This window comes from Kitasatospora sp. UYEF31 (assembly GCF_057291755.1).
This window is the reverse complement of record NZ_JBXAWK010000017.1, coordinates 1-17,664: the sequence shown is the minus strand read 5'-3', so window position 1 is coordinate 17,664 and position 17,664 is coordinate 1. Positions and strand designations below refer to the sequence as shown.

General features: G+C 70.0%; 17 protein-coding genes. 11 read left to right on the top strand and 6 right to left on the bottom strand.

What is annotated here, in order from left to right:
* From cysD to AC0Z36_RS11100, 4 genes are all read right to left on the bottom strand, one after another.
* Positions 1–933: a sulfate adenylyltransferase subunit CysD gene (gene cysD / locus AC0Z36_RS11115; RefSeq protein WP_485462615.1), complete on the bottom strand. Its 933-nt coding sequence runs from the start codon at positions 931–933 to the stop codon at positions 1–3.
* A 61-nt stretch (positions 934–994) separates the two neighbouring features.
* Complete coding sequence (locus tag AC0Z36_RS11110; protein ID WP_485462614.1) at positions 995–1,681, bottom strand: phosphoadenylyl-sulfate reductase; 687 nt, start codon at positions 1,679–1,681, stop codon at positions 995–997.
* Positions 1,678–1,899 carry a hypothetical protein gene (locus tag AC0Z36_RS11105; protein WP_485462613.1) on the bottom strand — a complete coding sequence of 74 codons (222 nt, stop codon included), beginning with the start codon at positions 1,897–1,899 and terminating at the stop codon, positions 1,678–1,680. The genes AC0Z36_RS11110 and AC0Z36_RS11105 overlap by 4 nt, the downstream gene beginning before the upstream one ends.
* Entirely contained in the window at positions 1,896–3,593 is a 1,698-nt protein-coding gene (locus AC0Z36_RS11100) for a nitrite/sulfite reductase (protein WP_485462612.1), read from the bottom strand. The genes AC0Z36_RS11105 and AC0Z36_RS11100 overlap by 4 nt, the downstream gene beginning before the upstream one ends.
* Before the next feature lie 677 nt (positions 3,594–4,270).
* On the opposite strand from AC0Z36_RS11100, the gene AC0Z36_RS11095 reads away from it, so the two are divergent.
* From AC0Z36_RS11095 to AC0Z36_RS11080, 4 genes are all read left to right on the top strand, one after another.
* Positions 4,271–4,855, top strand: a complete 585-nt coding sequence (locus AC0Z36_RS11095) for a hypothetical protein (RefSeq protein ID WP_485462611.1) — start codon at positions 4,271–4,273, stop codon at positions 4,853–4,855.
* Between the two features lie 142 nt (positions 4,856–4,997).
* Positions 4,998–6,410 carry a YihY/virulence factor BrkB family protein gene (locus AC0Z36_RS11090; RefSeq protein ID WP_485462610.1) on the top strand — a complete coding sequence of 471 codons (1,413 nt, stop codon included), beginning with the start codon at positions 4,998–5,000 and terminating at the stop codon, positions 6,408–6,410.
* A 270-nt stretch (positions 6,411–6,680) separates the two neighbouring features.
* Positions 6,681–7,814, top strand: a complete 1,134-nt coding sequence (rsgA, locus tag AC0Z36_RS11085; protein WP_485462609.1) for a ribosome small subunit-dependent GTPase A — start codon at positions 6,681–6,683, stop codon at positions 7,812–7,814.
* Between the two features lie 438 nt (positions 7,815–8,252).
* On the top strand, positions 8,253–9,107 hold the full coding sequence (locus tag AC0Z36_RS11080; protein ID WP_485462608.1) for a DUF1206 domain-containing protein: 855 nt from the start codon (positions 8,253–8,255) through the stop codon (positions 9,105–9,107).
* A 416-nt stretch (positions 9,108–9,523) separates the two neighbouring features.
* On the opposite strand, the gene AC0Z36_RS11075 is transcribed toward AC0Z36_RS11080, so the two are convergent.
* Together AC0Z36_RS11075 and arfB are read right to left on the bottom strand one after the other, a co-directional pair.
* Positions 9,524–9,688: a hypothetical protein gene (locus tag AC0Z36_RS11075; protein ID WP_485462607.1), complete on the bottom strand. Its 165-nt coding sequence runs from the start codon at positions 9,686–9,688 to the stop codon at positions 9,524–9,526.
* 47 nt (positions 9,689–9,735) lie between these two features.
* Positions 9,736–10,155 (bottom strand): alternative ribosome rescue aminoacyl-tRNA hydrolase ArfB, encoded by a 420-nt coding sequence (gene arfB / locus AC0Z36_RS11070; RefSeq protein WP_485462606.1) that lies wholly within the window; start codon positions 10,153–10,155, stop codon positions 9,736–9,738.
* 176 nt (positions 10,156–10,331) lie between these two features.
* On the opposite strand from arfB, the gene AC0Z36_RS11065 reads away from it, so the two are divergent.
* From AC0Z36_RS11065 to AC0Z36_RS11035, 7 genes are all read left to right on the top strand, one after another.
* Complete coding sequence (locus AC0Z36_RS11065) at positions 10,332–12,383, top strand: S9 family peptidase (protein WP_485462605.1); 2,052 nt, start codon at positions 10,332–10,334, stop codon at positions 12,381–12,383.
* A gap of 228 nt (positions 12,384–12,611) precedes the next feature.
* Positions 12,612–12,914 (top strand): urease subunit gamma, encoded by a 303-nt coding sequence (locus AC0Z36_RS11060; protein WP_485462604.1) that lies wholly within the window; start codon positions 12,612–12,614, stop codon positions 12,912–12,914.
* A gap of 83 nt (positions 12,915–12,997) precedes the next feature.
* Positions 12,998–13,375 carry an urease subunit beta gene (locus AC0Z36_RS11055; protein WP_485462679.1) on the top strand — a complete coding sequence of 126 codons (378 nt, stop codon included), beginning with the start codon at positions 12,998–13,000 and terminating at the stop codon, positions 13,373–13,375.
* A complete protein-coding gene (locus AC0Z36_RS11050; protein WP_485462603.1) occupies positions 13,372–15,093 on the top strand; it encodes an urease subunit alpha in 1,722 nt (573 codons plus the stop codon). The genes AC0Z36_RS11055 and AC0Z36_RS11050 overlap by 4 nt, the downstream gene beginning before the upstream one ends.
* A gap of 169 nt (positions 15,094–15,262) precedes the next feature.
* Positions 15,263–15,952 (top strand): urease accessory protein UreF, encoded by a 690-nt coding sequence (locus AC0Z36_RS11045; protein ID WP_485462602.1) that lies wholly within the window; start codon positions 15,263–15,265, stop codon positions 15,950–15,952.
* Positions 15,942–16,694: an urease accessory protein UreG gene (gene ureG, locus AC0Z36_RS11040; protein WP_485462601.1), complete on the top strand. Its 753-nt coding sequence runs from the start codon at positions 15,942–15,944 to the stop codon at positions 16,692–16,694. Before AC0Z36_RS11045 ends, ureG begins: the two co-directional genes overlap by 11 nt.
* A gap of 79 nt (positions 16,695–16,773) precedes the next feature.
* Positions 16,774–17,511, top strand: coding sequence for an urease accessory protein UreD (locus AC0Z36_RS11035; RefSeq protein WP_485462600.1), 738 nt, complete (start codon positions 16,774–16,776; stop codon positions 17,509–17,511).
* Positions 17,512–17,664: the final 153 nt, after the last annotated feature.

Here is a 17,664-nt window from a genome sequence, read left to right as displayed (position 1 = left end):
CTAGAAATACCCTTCGCGCTTGCGGTCTTCCATCGCGGCTTCCGACATCTTGTCGTCGGCGCGGGTGGCCCCTCGTTCGGTCAGCCGGCTGGCGGCCACCTCGGCGATCACCTCGGCGAGGGTGGTCGCGGGGGAGTCCACCGCGCCGGTGCAGGACATGTCCCCGACCGTGCGGTAGCGCACCAGGCGCCGTTGGACGGTCTCATCGGGCTTCGGGCCGCCCCACTCCCCGGCGGTGAGCCACATGCCACCGCGGTCGAACACGTCGCGCTCGTGGGCGAAGTAGATCTGCGGGAGCTCGATCTCCTCGCGCTCGATGTACTGCCATACATCGAGCTCGGTCCAGTTCGAGAGTGGGAACACCCGTACGTGCTCGCCCGCCCGGTGCCGGCCGTTGTAGAGGTTCCACAGTTCGGGCCGCTGTCTTCTGGGGTCCCACTGGCCGAACTCGTCGCGCAGGCTGAACACGCGCTCCTTGGCGCGGGCCTTCTCCTCATCACGGCGTCCGCCGCCGAAGACAGCGTCGAAGCGGTTCTTCTCGATGCCGTCGAGCAGCGGCACCGTCTGGAGGGGGTTGCGCCCGCCGTCGGGCCGCTCGGTGAGCCTTCCGGAGTCGATGTAGTCCTGGACGTTGGCCACGTGCAGCCGCAGACCATTCGAGGCGACCGTACGGTCGCGGTATTCGATGACCTCGGGGAAGTTGTGCCCGGTGTCGACATGCAGGAGCGCGAAGGGCACGGGCGCCGGCCAGAACGCCTTCTGCGCCAGGTGCAGCATGGTGATCGAGTCCTTGCCGCCGGAGAACAGCAGCACCGGCTTCTCGAACTCGCCGGCGACCTCGCGGAAGATGTGCACGGCCTCTGCTTCGAGGGCGTCCAGGTGGGTCAGTGCGACGGGTACGGCACCACGGGTCGCCTCGGTGGCTGCGGTCACGTGCTCCTCCTCGGTTATGCCGTTGGTCATCGGGTCCCAGACGTGTCTGTGTGCAGGGCCATCAGTGCAGCCCGCATTCGCTCTTGCCCAGGCCCGCCCAGCGGCCGGCCCGCGGGTCCTCGCCCGGGGCCGTGCGCCGGGTGCACGGCTCACAGCCGATCGACGCGTAGCCGTCCATGAGCAGGGGGTTGGTCAGTACGCCGTGCTCGGCCACGTAGGCCTCCACGTCGTCCTGGGTCCACTGCGCGATGGGGGAGACCTTCACTTTGCCGCGCTTGGCGTCCCAGCCGACCACCGGTGTGTCCGCCCGGGAGGGCGAATCGTCCCGGCGCAGCCCGGTCGCCCAGGCGTCGTAGCCCTTCAGGCCCCGCTCCAGCGGAGCGACCTTGCGCATCGCACAGCAGCGGTCCGGGTCGCGGTCGTGCAGCTTCGGCCCGTACCGGGCGTCCTGCTGTACAACCGTCAGCTCGGGCAGGAGGGTGATGACGTTCACGTCGTACACCGCGGCTACGGCGTCACGTGTGCCGATCGTCTCGACGAAGTGGTAGCCGGTGTCGAGGAACACCACGTCCACACCGGGGGAGACCCGGGAGGCCAGGTGCGCCACGACCGCGTCCTCCATGGAGGAGGTGACGCACCAGCGGCCGGGGAAGTGCTCCGCCGTCCACGCGAGGATCTCCTCGGCGGTGGCGTCCTCAAGCGCGCGGCCGGCGGCCAGGGCGAGTTCTTCGTACGTTGTCGTGCTCATCGGACCGCCTCCCATTCCGCGTCGGTTCCCACTTCTGACGCTGCCCCGGTGGGTGCGTCCTTCATGACCAGGCCGATGAACTTCAGCGAGAACGCCCGGCGGCACGCGCCGCACAGCCACGCCCCGTGCCCCGACTCGTGCGGACGCAGGTCCTCGTCGGCGCAGTAGGGGCAGTGGAACGGGACGGCCCGCTGGGTCGGCCCTCCGGCTGTTGTCATGACAGGTCCGCCTCGCTGGCGCGCGCCGCCCACTGGGCGAACCGCTCACCGTCGGTGCGCTGCCCGTCGAACCTGCGCAGCACCCGCTCGGTGTAGTCGGCGAGCCCGGCGGCGGTCACCTTCAGACCGCGCACCTTGCGGCCGAAGCCCGGTTCGAAGCCGAGCGAACCGCCCAGGTGCACCTGGAAGCCTTCGACCTGGTTGCCGTCGTCGTCCAGGACCAGCTGGCCCTTGAGGCCGATGTCGGCGACCTGGATGCGGGCGCACGCGTTGGGGCAGCCGTTGATGTTGATCGTGACCGGCTGGTCGAACTCCGGCAGGCGGCTTTCGAGTTCCTCGATCAGCCACTGGCCGCGGCCCTTGGTCTCAACGATGGCCAGCTTGCAGAACTCGATGCCTGTGCAGGCCATCGTGCCGCGCCGGAACGGGCTGGGGCTGACCCGGAAGTTCAGGTTCTCCAGACCGTCGACCAGCGAGGCCACCTGGTCTTCCGGGACGTCGAGGATGATCATCTTCTGCTCGGCCGTCGTCCGTACGCGATGCGAACCGTGGGCTTCGGCCAGATCGGCGATCTTGCCGAGGGTCGTGCCGTCCACCCGGCCCACCCGGGGGGCGAAACCGACGTAGAGGAGACCGTCCTTCTGCCGGCGCACACCCACGTGGTCCCGCCAGACCTGCGGCGGCTGCTCGGGCGCGGGGCCGTCGAGCAGCTTGCGGTTGAGGTATTCGTCCTCAAGGATCTGCCGGAACTTCTCCGGACCCCAGTCGGCCATCAGGAATTTCAGCCGGGCGCGGTTGCGCAGCCGCCGGTAACCGTAGTCGCGGAAGATCCCGATGACGCCCTCCCAGACGTCGGGGACCTCGTCGAGCGGCACCCACGCGCCCAGGCGCCTGGCCAGCATCGGGTTGGTCGACAGGCCGCCGGCGACCCACAGGTCGAACCCGGGGCCGTACACCGGGTGGACCACGCCGACGAAGGAGATGTCGTTGATCTCGTGCACCACGTCGAGCAGCGGCGATCCGGAGATGGCCGACTTGAACTTGCGTGGCAGGTTGGAGTATTCGAGGTTGCCGATGTAGCGGCGGTTGATCTCCTCGATGGCCCACGTGCCGTCGATGATCTCGTCCTCGGCGATGCCGGCGACCGGCGAGCCGAGCACGACGCGCGGGGTGTCGCCGCAGGCGTCGGTGGTCGACAGGCCCACCGCTTCGAGCCGCCGCCAGATCTCCGGGACGTCCTCGATGCGGATCCAGTGGTACTGCACGTTCTGCCGGTCGGTGACGTCCGCCGTGCCCCGGGCGTACGTGTCCGAGATCTCGGCGACCGTCCGGAGCTGAGTCGTCGTCAGCCGGCCGCCGTCGATGCGGACGCGGAGCATGAAGTACTTGTCGTCCAGCTCGTTCGGGTCCAGCGTGCTCGTCTTACCGCCGTCGATGCCGGGCTTGCGCTGGGTGTACAGACCCCACCAGCGCATCCGGCCGCGCAGGTCGTTGGGGTCGATCGAGTCGAAGCCCTGGACGCTGTACACCTGCTCGATGCGGCGGCGGACGTTCAGACCGTCGTCGTCCTTCTTGAACTGCTCGTTGGCGTTGAGCGGCTCGCGGTGACCCATCGCCCACTGGCCTTCACCGCGGTGGCGCGCGGCGCGGCGGGGTGGGGCGGGGGCGGCAGGTTCCGGCGTGGTGGTGGACATGCGGGCGTCCTTCGATCGACTGGCGCGGGGCCCGCGGGGCACGTCGGCACACACCTCGGGCCCGTGGCAGCGGGTTGTGGAGGGCGTAAAAAAATCCGCCGGTGTGTCCTGCGCGGGCCCGTCGTCAGGTGGAGATGGCAACGACAGTGGGCGGCGGGGAGGCTCAGACCGGCAGACAGAAGGCACTGGACATGCGTCCGAGGTCGACGTGGAGTCGACCTACGAGCGCTATTCCGGTGCGTGACATGCCGCAAAGCGTGGCACGGGCGTTCGGTGACCGTCCATCAATGTCCGGGATCCGGACGGCTATCCCATAATGTGGATAGTGTTGTCCGAGATGTGAGACAGTGCGGGGGTTATGTCCTGGTAAATCGCTCACGCGACCAAGAGGTCCAAGTCTGGAATGCCGGTATCGAGCCGATTTGCGGTAATACCGGAATCCGCCGGTCGCTTTCCAACCAGCTCGCCGACCGTCCGCACCGCCATCCTCCAGCGGGACCACCCAGCACACAACTCCCGTTCCGGGAGTGGCGGTCCCCGACTCTGTCGGCCCGGTTGGTTAACGTTCTGTACCCGTGGCGCGGCCGGATCCGCCGGGACTGTTCCGTTCGTTCCGTACGGACCGGTCCCGGTGACGCTCCGGCCGGAGCCATCCGTTCCTGATGGAGGTGACGCCCATGTCCGGAGTCACGACCCGGGGCGCGCGGACCAGCGCCACGACCCGCGGTGTCATCCCCGCACCCCGCTCCGCCCGACCACTCGAACGCACCCTCGCTGGTCCTGTGCGTGACGGTGCGGTCCAGGCCCGCGCCACCGCCCCCGTCCGGGAGGAGGCCGCCGAGACCCTGCGCTACGCCCTGCACGGCTTCCTCTCCGCGGTGCGCGCGGGCCGGGGCGGCGGCACCGGACCGCACACACTCCGGCACCGGATGCTCGCCGCCATCGCCGACGAGCACGACCTGGGCCCGGGAAGGCTCGCGCCCGCCCTCGGGCTCTCCGCCGCCGAAGTCCACGACATGCTGCTCGGCCTGGGCAGGGAAGGCCTGGTCGAACACACCGCCGGTGCGGGCGGCCGACAGCGCGGACGCGGCGGCCCGCCGGTCCGGCTCACCCCCGAGGGACTGCGCGAAATGCACCGCCTGGACGCGGACTTCCGGCAGCAGTGGGAGCGGGTCCTGGCCGACGTGGACCCGGGCGACCTGCATGGCGCGGCCCGGGTGCTGAGCCGGCTGACCGCGGTGGTCGCCCCCCGCGGGTGCTGAGCCGCGCGTTGATCCAGCGTGGATCCTCCGTGACCTGCGAGGTGACCTGCGAGGTGACCTGCGGGACCACCTGCGAGGTGACCCGCGGGACGACGGTGCGGCACCGTGCGGTCAAAGTCGGGCGGACGGCTAACGTATAGACGTGGCAGCGGACAAAACAGCACGATCGAGCCCCCGCAGTGGCGTCCGCATCCGGTTGCGTACCGCGCTGTGGCGGATACTGCGCGAAACCTTCATGTCCTGCTTCAACAACCGGGTCACCGGCCTGGCTGCCGAGGCCGGGTTCTTCATGCTGCTCTCGCTGCCCCCGCTGCTGCTCGGGCTGGCCGGCACCCTCGGCTATCTGCACGACGCCATCGGCGCGGACACCGTCGACAAGCTGAAGCTCGACATCATCGACGGCTCCAGCAGCGTCCTCTCCCAGGAGAGCGTGGACAAGGTCGTCCGGCCGCTGGTCGACGACGTGTTCAACAGTGGACGCGCCGACCTGGTCTCGGTCGGTTTCCTGATCGCCCTGTGGTCCGGGTCCCGCGCGCTCAACGTGTACGTGGACACCATCACGATCATGTACGGGCTGTCCGGGAAGCGCGGTGTCGTCAAGACCCGCATGCTGTCGTTCACCCTGTACGTCGTCGGCCTGCTGCTCGGTATGTTCCTGATCCCGCTCCTGGTGGCCGGCCCCGGCCTGGTCGTCAAGACGTTCCCGCACATCGCCGGAACCGTGCACGTCCTGTACTGGCCGGTCCTGGTCATCCTGTCGGTGTGCTTCCTGACGACCCTCTACCACGTGTCCGTCCCGGTGCGGACGCCGTGGAAGGAGGACATCCCCGGCGCGCTGGTGGCCCTGCTGATCTCCATCCTCGGCAGCTTCTTCCTACGCCTGTACCTCGCCACGACCGTCGACGGCCCGTCGGTCTACGGCTCACTGGCGGCACCGATCGCCGTCCTCGTGTGGATGTACTTCTTCGCCATGGCCATCTTGATCGGGGCCGCGCTCAACGCCTCGATCGACCAGGTGTGGCCCAGCCAGCACACCGCCCAAGCCCGCGCCGAACGGGACAAGGAGCGCGTCGCGGCGGAGATCGCCACCGCCCTCGAACACGTCCGGCGCAGCGGCCGGCACCGGAAGGACGGCGCGGAGGGCGGGATCAACTGGACCGACCTGGCCGAGGACGACACCACCGTCCTGGACCCGGTCGGCGACGCCGAAGAACCGCCGGCCGAGTTCCCCGAGCGCTGGGCGAACCGCAAGCACAACCAGCAGCAGTCCCAGCAGGCGCAGCGGCGCAGCGGGTCACACCGCGCGGACGGGCGTCCGGAGGGTCCGGGACAACCGGGCGAGCCGGGACGGTCCGCTGCGCAGCCGACACAGCAGCCCGCTCCGCCCACCGCGCGTTCCACTGCCCGGCCCACGGCGAAGCCCGGCGTCCCACCGAGGCCGAAGAGCGCGCCGCCAGTGCCCGAACCGCCCGGGACCGCACCGTTCCCACCTGCGTCGTTCCGGTCCGCGGGCTACGTGGAAAACCCAGTGCGCGGGAAACCCCCAGGCGTGTAGCCTTTTCCTCGGTACGCCCCGGCTGTTGCCGGTGAGGGCGTGCACAGGACCGTTCTTCCGAGGAACCGACGAAAGGAGTGAGGACCGCATGAGTGCCATGTCGCCCGCTGTCGCCCCCGTAGGCCACCGCACACCGATCCTCACCATTCCTTTCCGGGTCCCCGCGCTCTAGCAGACAAGAGCCCCGGGGCCCGCCCGAGAAAAACGGGTCCCGTTTTGTACCCCTCATCCTTTCTGTACCCGAGCTCCGGCATGCCCGCGAACTCCACCGTGTCCACGAAGACCGGCCTGTCCGTGAACACCGGTCTGTCCGCGGACCAGGACACTCCCACCGACCTGCTGTCCGGCTACGGCTGGAACGCCGAGTGGGCCAGGCAGTTCATCCCGTACGCCAAAACCGGGCTGGTCCCGGCCCGCGTCACCGCCGTCGACCGCGCGCTGTGCGACACGGTCACGGCCGACGGTCCTGTCCGCGTCGCGTACGACTTCCGCGACAAGTCCAGGACCCCGTGCACCGGCGACTGGATCGCCGTCGACGCCGGCGCGAACCACGGCCCCGACGGCCGCCCCTGGCTGGAGGCCGTGCTCCCCAGGCACGGCACGGTCATCCGCTCCACGGCTTCGCGGAAGTCCACCGGCCAGGTGCTCGCCGCGAACCTCGACGCCGCCGTCATCGCCGCGCCACTCGACACCGACCCGGACATCGGCCGGATCGAGCGGTACCTCACCCTCGTGTGGAACTCCGGCGCGCGGCCCGTGGTCGTCCTCACCAAGGCCGACCTCGCCGCGGACGCCGACCAGATCGCCGCCGAAGTGGCCGGCGCAGCCCCCGGCGTCGACGTACTCACAGTCAGCGCCCACACCGGTGAAGGACTCGACGTCCTGCGGGCCGTCCTCGGCGTCGGTGCGGGCGCGGTACCCACCCTCGCCCTCTTCGGGCCCTCCGGAGCTGGCAAGTCCAGCCTCGCCAACGCCCTTGCCGGGGCGGACCTCCTGGCTGTCCAGGACGTCCGCGCCGCCGACGGCAAGGGCCGCCACACGACCATCCGCCGGGAACTCGTCCTGCTCCCCGGGGGTGGCGTCCTGATCGACACACCCGGACTGCGCGGAGTCGGCCTGTTCGGCCTCGACGACGGCCTGGAACGGGCCTTCAGCGACGTCGAGGCGTTCGCGGAGCGGTGCAGGTTCGCCGACTGCTCGCACACCACGGAGCCCGGCTGCGCGGTCCAGGCCGCGCTGGCGGACGGAGAACTGCACGAACGCCGGTGGGAGAGCTATTGCAAGCTGCGCAAGGAAGCCGAGTGGATGGCCACCCGCGAGGACTCCCGGCTGCGCGCCGAACGGGCCCGCAAGTGGAAGACCGTCCAGAAGGAGATGCGCCGGAGGCCGAGCCCGAAGAAGTGACGCCTGGGAAAAGGCAGTTGGGGGACAAAGGGTGGGGGACAAAGGGTGGGGGACAAAGGGTGGGGGACAACGGTTGGGGGGCAACGGTTGGGACACGACGGTTGGGACACGACGGCTGTACGGATGAACCCGGCGACACCTGACCGGACCCCTTCCGTACACCGGAGAATCTGACACACAGCGAAGCGAGAGTGCGCGGCGGACCGGACGACCGGTCCGCCGCGCACTGTCGTTTGTCCGGGGACGTACCGGGCAGACGTCTGCCGACCCGGACCGGAGGACACGTTCCCCGGCTGCCCCCTATCCCAGGCGAGTGATCCCCACATGTCGTCGAACTCCGCACGCTCCGCAAAATCCCCGGCGAAACGATCCGGCAGCCGGTCGCCATCCGGCGGCAAGGCCAAAACGAAGAGCGCGGGCCGCGCCGCGGGAGGGCAGGTGAACGAAGCCGCCGACAGCCGTACGGTCGAACTCCTCGGCCGCGCCGGACTGGCCGCGCGCGGCGTCATCTACGTCCTCATCGGCGTCCTCGCCGTGCAGATCGCCTTCGGCAAAAGCGATAAGGAAGCCGACCGGGGCGGTGCGATAGCCACCATCGGCGAGAAGCCGTTCGGTGAATTCCTGCTGTGGGCGCTGGCCGTCGGCTTTGCCGGCATGGCATTGTGGCGGTTGGCCGAGTCGATCACCGGTCAGCCGGGACCCGGCGGGAAAAAGGTCACAAAACGGCTCACCTCGCTGGGCCGCGGCGTCTTCTACTCCTTCGTCTGCGCGAGCCTGGTCGTCTCACTGACCGCCAAGAAGTCCTCCGGCGGCGGCGGTTCGGGTTCCGCGGGCTCCGGTGGGAAGTCCGGCGACCAGAGCTCCCGCGACTTCACCGCCAAGGCCCTCGACTGGCCCGGCGGCCGTCTGCTCGTCGGCGTGGCCGGCCTGGTCGTCGTCGGTTTCGGCGTCTACACGGTGGTGCGCTACGCCATGGCGAAGTTCGAGAAGAAGCTGCACACCGGACAGATGAGCGCCACGACCCGGAAGACCGTCAGGCTCCTCGGCCGGATCGGCGGCTGCGCGCGCGGCGTCCTCTTCGCCACCGTGGGCGCCTTCCTGATCGTCGCCGCCGTCAAGTTCGATCCGGAGAAGGCCAAGGGCGTGGACGCGACACTGCGGTCCTTCGCCGAAACTCCGGCCGGACGGTCCCTGCTGGTCGTGGTCGCGGTGGGCCTGGCGGTGTTCGGCGTGTACTCCGGGTGCGAGGCGCGCTGGCGCAAGCTGCGGACGAACGGCCGGGACACGGTCTGAAATCAACTTACGCTGTTGTAATGCTCCTTGGGCTCGAGAAGGCCGAGGAGCGTGGACAAGTCGTCGATCTCATTGACAGCGCCGTGGGCTAGAAAGCGACCACGCTTGTCCGGCTTGTTGACGAAGCCGATGCACCGAACTCCGGCCGCGCGCGCTGCCCGTACATCTGAGAGGGGGAGGGGATGCCCTGGCGGGGCGCCGGTGAAACAGCGGCCCGTACGGTCCCGGCCACAGCGGGTGGGGTGTCAGACGGCAGGAACGCAGCCTTCCCAGGCCCGCTCGAAGGTGTCAGCGACCTCCTTGGCCCTGGCCCGCTCACCGGCGGACGGCGAGTGGGGCCGGTGGCCGTACAGTTTCCCGGCCGGGGAATCGGGGCTGAAAACCGTGCCGAGGAAGGCGAAATCGCCGCCCAGGACCTAGATCTCTTCTGGGTCGAGGATTGCGTTGCGGCAGATTCCGATGCTGAACTCCGGCTCGTCGAACCGGGCGCACAGCTCCTCGATCTCGCGCTCCACGGCGGCCAGTTCGTCCGGACCGTCGCCGTGCACGAGGACGCGTAACCCCAGGACGGTGGGCTTCACCGCACCGTCATCGGAAGCAGTCTGCGTGCTTTTTGGATGACGGCCCGTCAATCAACGTTACGGCGAAGCTTCTTGATATCGCTGCGCTGCTTCTTGGCCTTCAGTCGACGCTCTTTGGCGCCTTTGCTCGGTTTGCGCTTCCGGCGCGGCGGCGCGGGCGGGGCGGTCGCCTCGACCAGCAGCTCGCCCAGGCGGCGCTGCGCGGCCTGCCGGTTCATCAACTGGGAGCGGAACTCCTGCCCGGACACGGTGACGATCCCGTCGACCAGCCGGTCGGCGAGGTTCTCCAGGGCGCGCAGTCTCAGGAGCTCGGGCAGGGACGTGGTGGCTGCGAGGTCGAACGACACCTCGGCACGGCTGTCGGTGGTGTTCACCGACTGCCCGCCGGGGCCGGAGGAACGGGAGAATCGCCAGGAGAGCTCGGCCGCGGGGATGGTCGAGCCGCGGATTTCGAGGTCTGTCGGCATGCCCCCATGATCCCCTGTCCGGCGCGTCCGGGGCGACCGGGTTTCCACCGGTACGGCCGACTCAGGCACCGGGGCGGTTTCCGGCCCGGAACAGGGTCGGCCCCGGCCCGGAACAGATGGGTCCCGGCTCCGGAACGCTTGGGCCGTACGGGTGTCATGCACCACAATCGGGACACATGGGAACTGACAACGAAAGTGCGGGCGGAAACACGAAGCCGTACGGATCGTGGCCGTCGCCGCTGACCGCGGCGCTGGTCACCGAGGGCGCGGCCCGGTCCGGTGAGGTGCAGGCCGACCGGAACACCGTCTGGTGGGACGAGGCGCGGCCGTCTGAGGGAGGCAGGGTCCAACTGGTCCGGCACGTGCCCAGCCGGGGGGCCTGCGACGTCCTGCCCGACGGGTTCGCCGCGCGGACCCGGGCCCACGAGTACGGCGGCGGGGCGTGGGCGGCCTCGGGTGGGCAGGTGGTGTTCGCGAACTGGTCCGACCAGCGGCTGTACCGCTACGACTCGGACTTCGCCGGGGAGCCGGTGCCGATCACGCCGGAGCCGCCGGTCGAACACGGCTACCGGTTCGCCGACCCGCAGTGGGTGGAGTGGGGCGACCGGGAGTGGATCGTGGCGGTCCGGGAGAACCACGACCCCGCGGTCGTGAAGGTCCACGGTGAGGCGGTCAACGAGCTGGTCGCGCTGCCGCTCGACGGCTCCGCCGTCGACAAGCCGTCGGCCGTACGGGTCCTGGCCTCGGGGTCCGACTTCGTCTCCGCGCCCCGGGTCGCCCCGGACGGCTCCGCGCTCGCCTGGATCCGCTGGAACCACCCGGACATGCCGTGGGACTCCACCGAGCTGGTGGTCGCCCGGATCGAGCAGCGCACTGAAGGACCGGTGGCGGCCGGTTCCGAGCCGGTGGCCGGCGGCCCCGGGGAGTCGGTGCTCCAGCCCGAATGGGGGCCGGACGGCGCCCTGTGGTTCCTGTCCGACCGGACGGGCTGGTGGAACCTCCACCGCCTGGGCGCGGGCGGGCAGATCGAGTCCGTCGCCCCGGTCGAGGCCGAAATCGGCGGCCCGCTCTGGCAGTTCGGCGCCCGCTGGTACGCCCTCCTGGACGACGGCCGCATCGCGGTCGCGCTCAACCGTGACGGGTTCACCAGGCTCGCGGTCGTGGACCCCGACCGGCCCGAGGCCGAACCGCAGGTCGTCGGGACCGGCCTGACCTGGGTCGAGCAGATCACCGCGACGCCCGACGACGACGTGCTGCTGATCGGCTCGGGCCCGGCCCTCGGCACCATGCCGATGCGCGTACGTATCCCCTCCCGCGACGAGGCCGCGCGGACCCCCCGCGTGGAACCCGTACCGCTCAGGCCGCCCGCTGACTTGCCGGTGACCGCGGACTGGTTCGCCGAACCCGAATCGATCTCCTACCCGTCGGCCGACGGCCGGACCGCACACGCGGTCCTCTACCGCCCCCGCAACCCGCGGGCCGCCGCGCCGGACGGGGAACTGCCGCCGCTCCTGGTGATCAGCCACGGCGGACCGACCGCGCAGAGCACGCCCACCCTGAACCTGCGTGCCGTGCAGTACTGGACGACCCGGGGCATCGCCGTCGTCGACGTCAACTACGGCGGCTCGACGGGCTACGGCCGCCCCTACCGCGACGCGCTCCAGGACAACTGGGGCATCGTGGACGTGCAGGACTGCGTGGCGGCGGCCACGTACCTCGCAGACCAGGGCATCGTGGACCGCAAGCGCCTTGCCGTCCGCGGCGGTTCGGCCGGCGGGTTCACGGTGCTCGCGGCGCTCGCGCTGACGGACACCTTCTCCGCCGGGGTCAGCTACTACGGCGTCGTGGACTTGGTGGCACTGGCCCACGACACCCACAAGTTCGAATCCCGCTACCTCGACGGGCTGATCGGCCCGTACCCGGCGGCGGCCGAGGTGTACCGGGAGCGGTCGCCGATCAACCACGTCGACGGGATCTCCTGCCCGCTCGCGGTGTTCCAGGGCCTGGACGACGTAGTGGTGCCGCCCAGCCAGTCGGAACAGATCGTGGACGCGGTGCGCGGCAAGGGACTTCCGTACGTCTATCTCACGTTCGAAGGTGAGCAGCACGGCTTCCGGAAGTCGGAGAACATCATCCGCGCCCTTGAGTCGGAACTCTGGTTCTACGGGAAGGTCTTCGGGTTCAGGCCCGCCGACGTGACCGAGGCCCCGCCCGGCGGCGGTTTCTAGCCGTCTCCTCAGCCGGACGCGCGTTGATCATGGTCGAAGTACTGTGCGGGCAACGGGCCGGCAAAATTCCAATCATGATCGACGTCGTCCCGCCGACTGGCGCGAATATTCGGATACACGCCGGTAACGTGCGCACCCCGCCGAAGAAACACAAGACGTACAGGCTCGGAGACAAGCGGCAACCGGTTCGGCTGCCGGGCTCCGACTCTGTCGCGGAAGGACCCGCGCGTGCTGCTGACGCCCCATGAGCAGGAACGCCTCATGATCTCGTACGCCGCCGACCTCGCGCAGCGGCGCAGAGCGCGGGGCCTGCGGCTGAACTACCCCGAGTCGGTGGCCGTGCTCACCTCCTTCCTGTTCGAAGGCGCGCGTGACGGCAGGTCGGTCGCCGACCTCCAGGAGGCCGGGCGCGAAGTGCTCAGCCGCGGTGACGTCATGGAGGGCGTGCCGGAGATGATCTCCGAGGTCCAGGCCGAAGCGACCTTCCCGGACGGCACGAAGCTGGTCACCGTACACCGGCCCATCCCGTGAAACGGGGCGGGCCGGCCGGGTCCGGCAGCGCGGCGCCTGCCAGGAGGAAACCGGCGAAGCACCGTACGGGTGAACCCACGGTCATCCCCGGCGAGATCATCCTTGGGACCGGCCCGGTCCCGCTCAACCCCGGACGGGTCAGCTTCGTCCTTCCCGTGGTCAACACCGGAGACCGGCCCGTGCAGATCGGGTCGCACCTGCACTTCCCCGCCGCGAACGACGCGCTCGACTTCGACCGTGCGGCGGCCTGGGGACACCGGCTCGACATACCGGCCGGGACCGCCGTGCGCTTCGAGCCCGGCGTGGCCAGGGAAGTGCGCCTCGTACCGATCGCGGGCAAACGGATCGTGCCCGGGCTGAAGGCGGGACGCGGGGGAGTGTTGGACGGCGGGGGACGCGGGGGAGTGTTGGACGGCGGGGGACGCGGGGGAGTGTTGGACGGCGGGGGACGCGCACTGTGAGTTTCATCGACCGGCACCGCTACGCACTCATGTACGGGCCCACCACCGGCGACCGCATCCGGCTCGCCGACACGGCGCTCACCATCGAGGTCACCGAGGACCTGTGCCGCCCGCACGGGGCGGCCGGAGACGAGGCGGTCTTCGGCGGCGGCAAGGTGATCCGCGAGTCCATGGGCCAGTCAGTCACGACCCGCGCCGAAGGCGCCCCCGACACGGTCATCACCGGCGCCGTCATCCTCGACCACTGGGGGATCGTCAAGGCCGACATCGGCGTCCGCGACGGCCGCATCGTCGGTATCGGCAAGGCCGGGAACCCGGACACCATGGACGGGGTCCACCCTGACCTGGTCATCGGCCCGTCCACGGAAATCATCTCCGGCAACGGGAAGATCCTCACCGCCGGCGGCGTGGACTGCCACGTCCACCTCATCTGCCCGCAGCAGTTCGACGAAGCCCTGGGCTCCGGAATCACCACGATGATCGGCGGCGGCACCGGACCGGCCGAGGGCTCCAAGGCCACCACGGTCACCCCCGGGGCGTGGCACCTGGCCCGGATGCTCGAATCGCTGGACTCCGTGCCGGTCAACTTTGTGCTCCTCGGCAAGGGCAACACGGTCTCCGAAGAAGCGATGTGGGAGCAACTGCGCGCGGGCGCGGCCGGATTCAAGGTGCACGAGGACTGGGGCTCGACCCCCGCCGCGATCGACGCGGCGCTGCGGGTGGCCGACGCTTCCGGAACGCAGGTAGCGCTGCACAGCGACACCCTCAACGAGACCGGCTTCGTCGAGGGCACACTCAAAGCGGTCAACGGGCGGACCATCCACGCCTACCACACCGAAGGCGCCGGGGGCGGGCACGCACCGGACATCATCACGGTCGCCGGAATGCCGAACATCCTTCCCAGCTCCACGAATCCGACCCGCCCGCACACGGTCAACACGGTCGAGGAACACCTCGACATGCTGATGGTCTGCCACCACCTCAACCCGGCCGTGCCCGAGGACTTGGCGTTCGCCGAGTCGCGGATCAGGCCGTCCACAATCGCGGCCGAGGACATCCTGCACGACCTCGGCGCGATCTCGATGATCGGCTCCGACTCGCAGGCCATGGGCCGGGTCGGCGAGACCATCATGCGGACCTGGCAGACCGCGCACGTCAACAAGGTCCGGCGCGGTCCACTCGCCGGCGACGGCGCCGCCGACAACATGCGGGCCCGCCGCTACGTCGCCAAGTACACGATCTGCCCCGCCGTCGCCCACGGCCTCGACGCCGAGATCGGCTCGGTCAGCGTCGGCAAACTCGCCGACCTGGTGCTGTGGAACCCGGCCTTCTTCGGCGTCCGGCCGAGCCTCGTCATCAAGGGCGGAGCCATCGCGTACGCCCAGATGGGCGATGCCAACGCGTCTATTCCGACCCCGCAACCCGTTCTGATGCGGCCGATGTTCGGCGCGGCCCCGCGCACGGCCGCCGCGACTTCGCTGCACTTCGTCGCCCCCGCGGCGCTCGAGGACGGCCTGGCTTCGCGGCTGGACGTACGGCGACGGCTCGTACCCGTCGCCGACGTGCGGGGGCGTGGGAAGGCGGCGATGCCACTCAACGACGCGATGCCCGACATCAGGGTGGACCCGGGGACGTTCGCGGTCCGCATCGACGGGGAGAAGGTCGAATCAGCACCGGCCTCGGTGCTGCCGATGGCCCAGCGGTACTTCATGTTCTGAGGGCCTGTGAGTGCTCTGAAGTGCTCTCAGTGCGCGAAGGTTCCCGCGGCGCGTGCGGGGCTCTCAGGGCTCCCACTGCTCTCAGGGCTCGCAAGCGCTCGGAAAACGCAAGACGTGCGGTTACCGGCCCCCAGTGCCGGAACCGACTTAGCGGCAAAGGTGGTTCATCATGGGCGCAGGACTCCTCCTCCTCGGCGACTCCAGGCTGCCGGCCGGGGGATACGCACACTCCGGCGGGCTGGAGAACGCCGTCACCCGCGGCGAAGTACACGACCTCGACACGCTCACCGAGTTCCTGCTCGGCAAGCTCTACAGTGCGGGGCTCGTCCAGGCGTCCTTCGCCGCGGCCGCCGCACTGCTCGCCGGGGAGTACGCCCTGCCGGCCGACGCCCCGTGGGCCGGACTCGACGCCGAACTCGACGCCAGGACACCGTCGGCAGCCGCGCGGGCGGCCTCCCGCGCGCAGGGGCGCTCGCTGCGCCGCCTCGCCAAGGCCGCCTGGCCGGACGACCCGTGGAACAGCCTCGGTGTCGCCCCGCATCACGCTGTGGTCCTGGGCGCGGCAGCGACCCGTACGCGATTGACTGACCGTCAGGCGGCCGTCCTTGCCGCGACCAACGCTGTCGCGGGGCCGGCCTCAGCCGTAGTGAAACTGCTGTCCTTCGACCCCATCGCGGTCACCGTCGTCCAGATGTCGATGACCGGCCATATCGACCAGGTCGCATCGGAGGCCGCAGAGGCGGCCCGTACGGCTCTGGGTGAAGGTGACTGGGGCCTGCTGCCGAGCTGTTCCGGCCCCGGCCTGGACATCTGCGCCGAGCTGCACGTACGCGAGGAGGTTGTTCACTTTGCATCGTGACCATGCGTCAGGTAATGGCGGCCACGCCCAGGGCCTGGTCCCGGACGCCCCGGGCAGCCGGGCGATGCGTCTCGGTATCGGCGGACCCGTCGGCTCAGGGAAGACGGCACTCGTCGCCGCCCTGTGCAAGGCGCTCGCGGGCCGGATCTCGCTCGCCGTCGTCACCAACGACATCTACACCACCGAGGACGCCGACTTCCTCAAGGGGGCCGGAGTGCTCGCCGCCGACCGCATCGCGGCGGTCCGGACGGGCTGCTGCCCGCACACGGCCGTACGCGACGACATCAGCGGCAACCTCGACGCCGTCGAAGACCTCGAAACCGCCCACGGGGAACTGGAGTTGATCGTCATCGAGTCCGGCGGCGACAACCTGACTATGACGTTCAGCCGGGGCCTCGCCGACGTGCAGTTGTTCGTCATCGACGTGTCCGGCGGGGACAAGGTGCCGCGCAAGGGCGGCCCTGGAGTGACCCGCTCCGACCTGCTTGTGGTCAACAAGACCGACATCGCTCCGCAGATCGGGGCGGATCTGTCGGTGATGGACCGGGACGCGAAGCGGATGCGGCCGGAAGGCGCGCCGGTGGTGTTCCTGTCGCTGCGCGGGACCCCCGGGGCCGACCCGGTGACTGATTGGGTGCTCGCGCAACTGGCCGCCTGGCAGGCGGGGACGGCTGTACCGGTGGCGGCCGCGGTTCCGGCGCTGGCGCTGTCTGTGGAACCGTCCGCGGAACCCGTCGGTTGATCACGGGTTCCCCACCTTTCAAGCGTTGTTGACGGGTGGGAAACCCGTGATCACCGACAGCCGGCCGTGAGGAGTGCAGGTGCAGGCAGAGTCTTTGGTCCGGGCTGAGCTTGACGCCCGGGGCGTCACCCGCATCACCCGGCTGCGCGGCCGGGTCCCGCTGCTGCCCCGGGAGATCTCCGTCCCGGGGCCCGGGGCGGAGATCACCTTTGTGGGCGGGGCCGCGGGGCCGCTCGGCGGGGACGACCTGTCCGTCCGCATCGAAGTGGGCCGTGGGGCGCAGTTGACCGTCCGTACCGTCGCCGCCGCGATCGTGCTGCCAGGCGACGGCACGCCCGCCCGCCAGCGACTGCGCATCGAGGTCGAGGACGGCGGCGAACTCGCCTACCTGCCGGAGCCGGTCGTCGTCAGCGCGGGTGCCGCGTACGCGAGTGTTCTCGACGTCGTCCTCGGGCGCGCGGTGCGGCTGACACTGCGGGAGACTCTGGTCCTGGGGCGGTTCGATGAGGCGATGGGGGATGCGGTCTCGCGTTGGAACGTGCTGGCCGGGGGACGCCCGGTGCTGCGGCAGAGCATGCGGTACGGCCCGGCCGCGCACCGGGGCTGGGCGGGCCCGGCGGGGACTTCGGGGAATCGCGTGATCGCCACCGAACTCCGGATCCCGGATGTGCCGGGGGCGGGTGGTGAGGTCTTCAGCATGCCGGGGCGGGCGGTTTGTGAACTGGCCGGGGGCGGGGTGCTGACATGTGTGGTGGCGGGGGATGCGTTGGGTGCGGCGAGGTTGTTGGTGAACTGCGCCGCGGCGGCGTTGAGTTGAGTATTTTGGCGGCTGTAACAGTGCGTGCTATTGACCGATCTGCCTTGTCAGAGTGCGGTTCGCACCGTAATGCCCGGGTTTGGTGTCGCTCGATGGGGTGACGTTGGGGCATCTCTGCCGGTCGGGCGTTCGAGGTTCGCTTGGGTAGCGGGA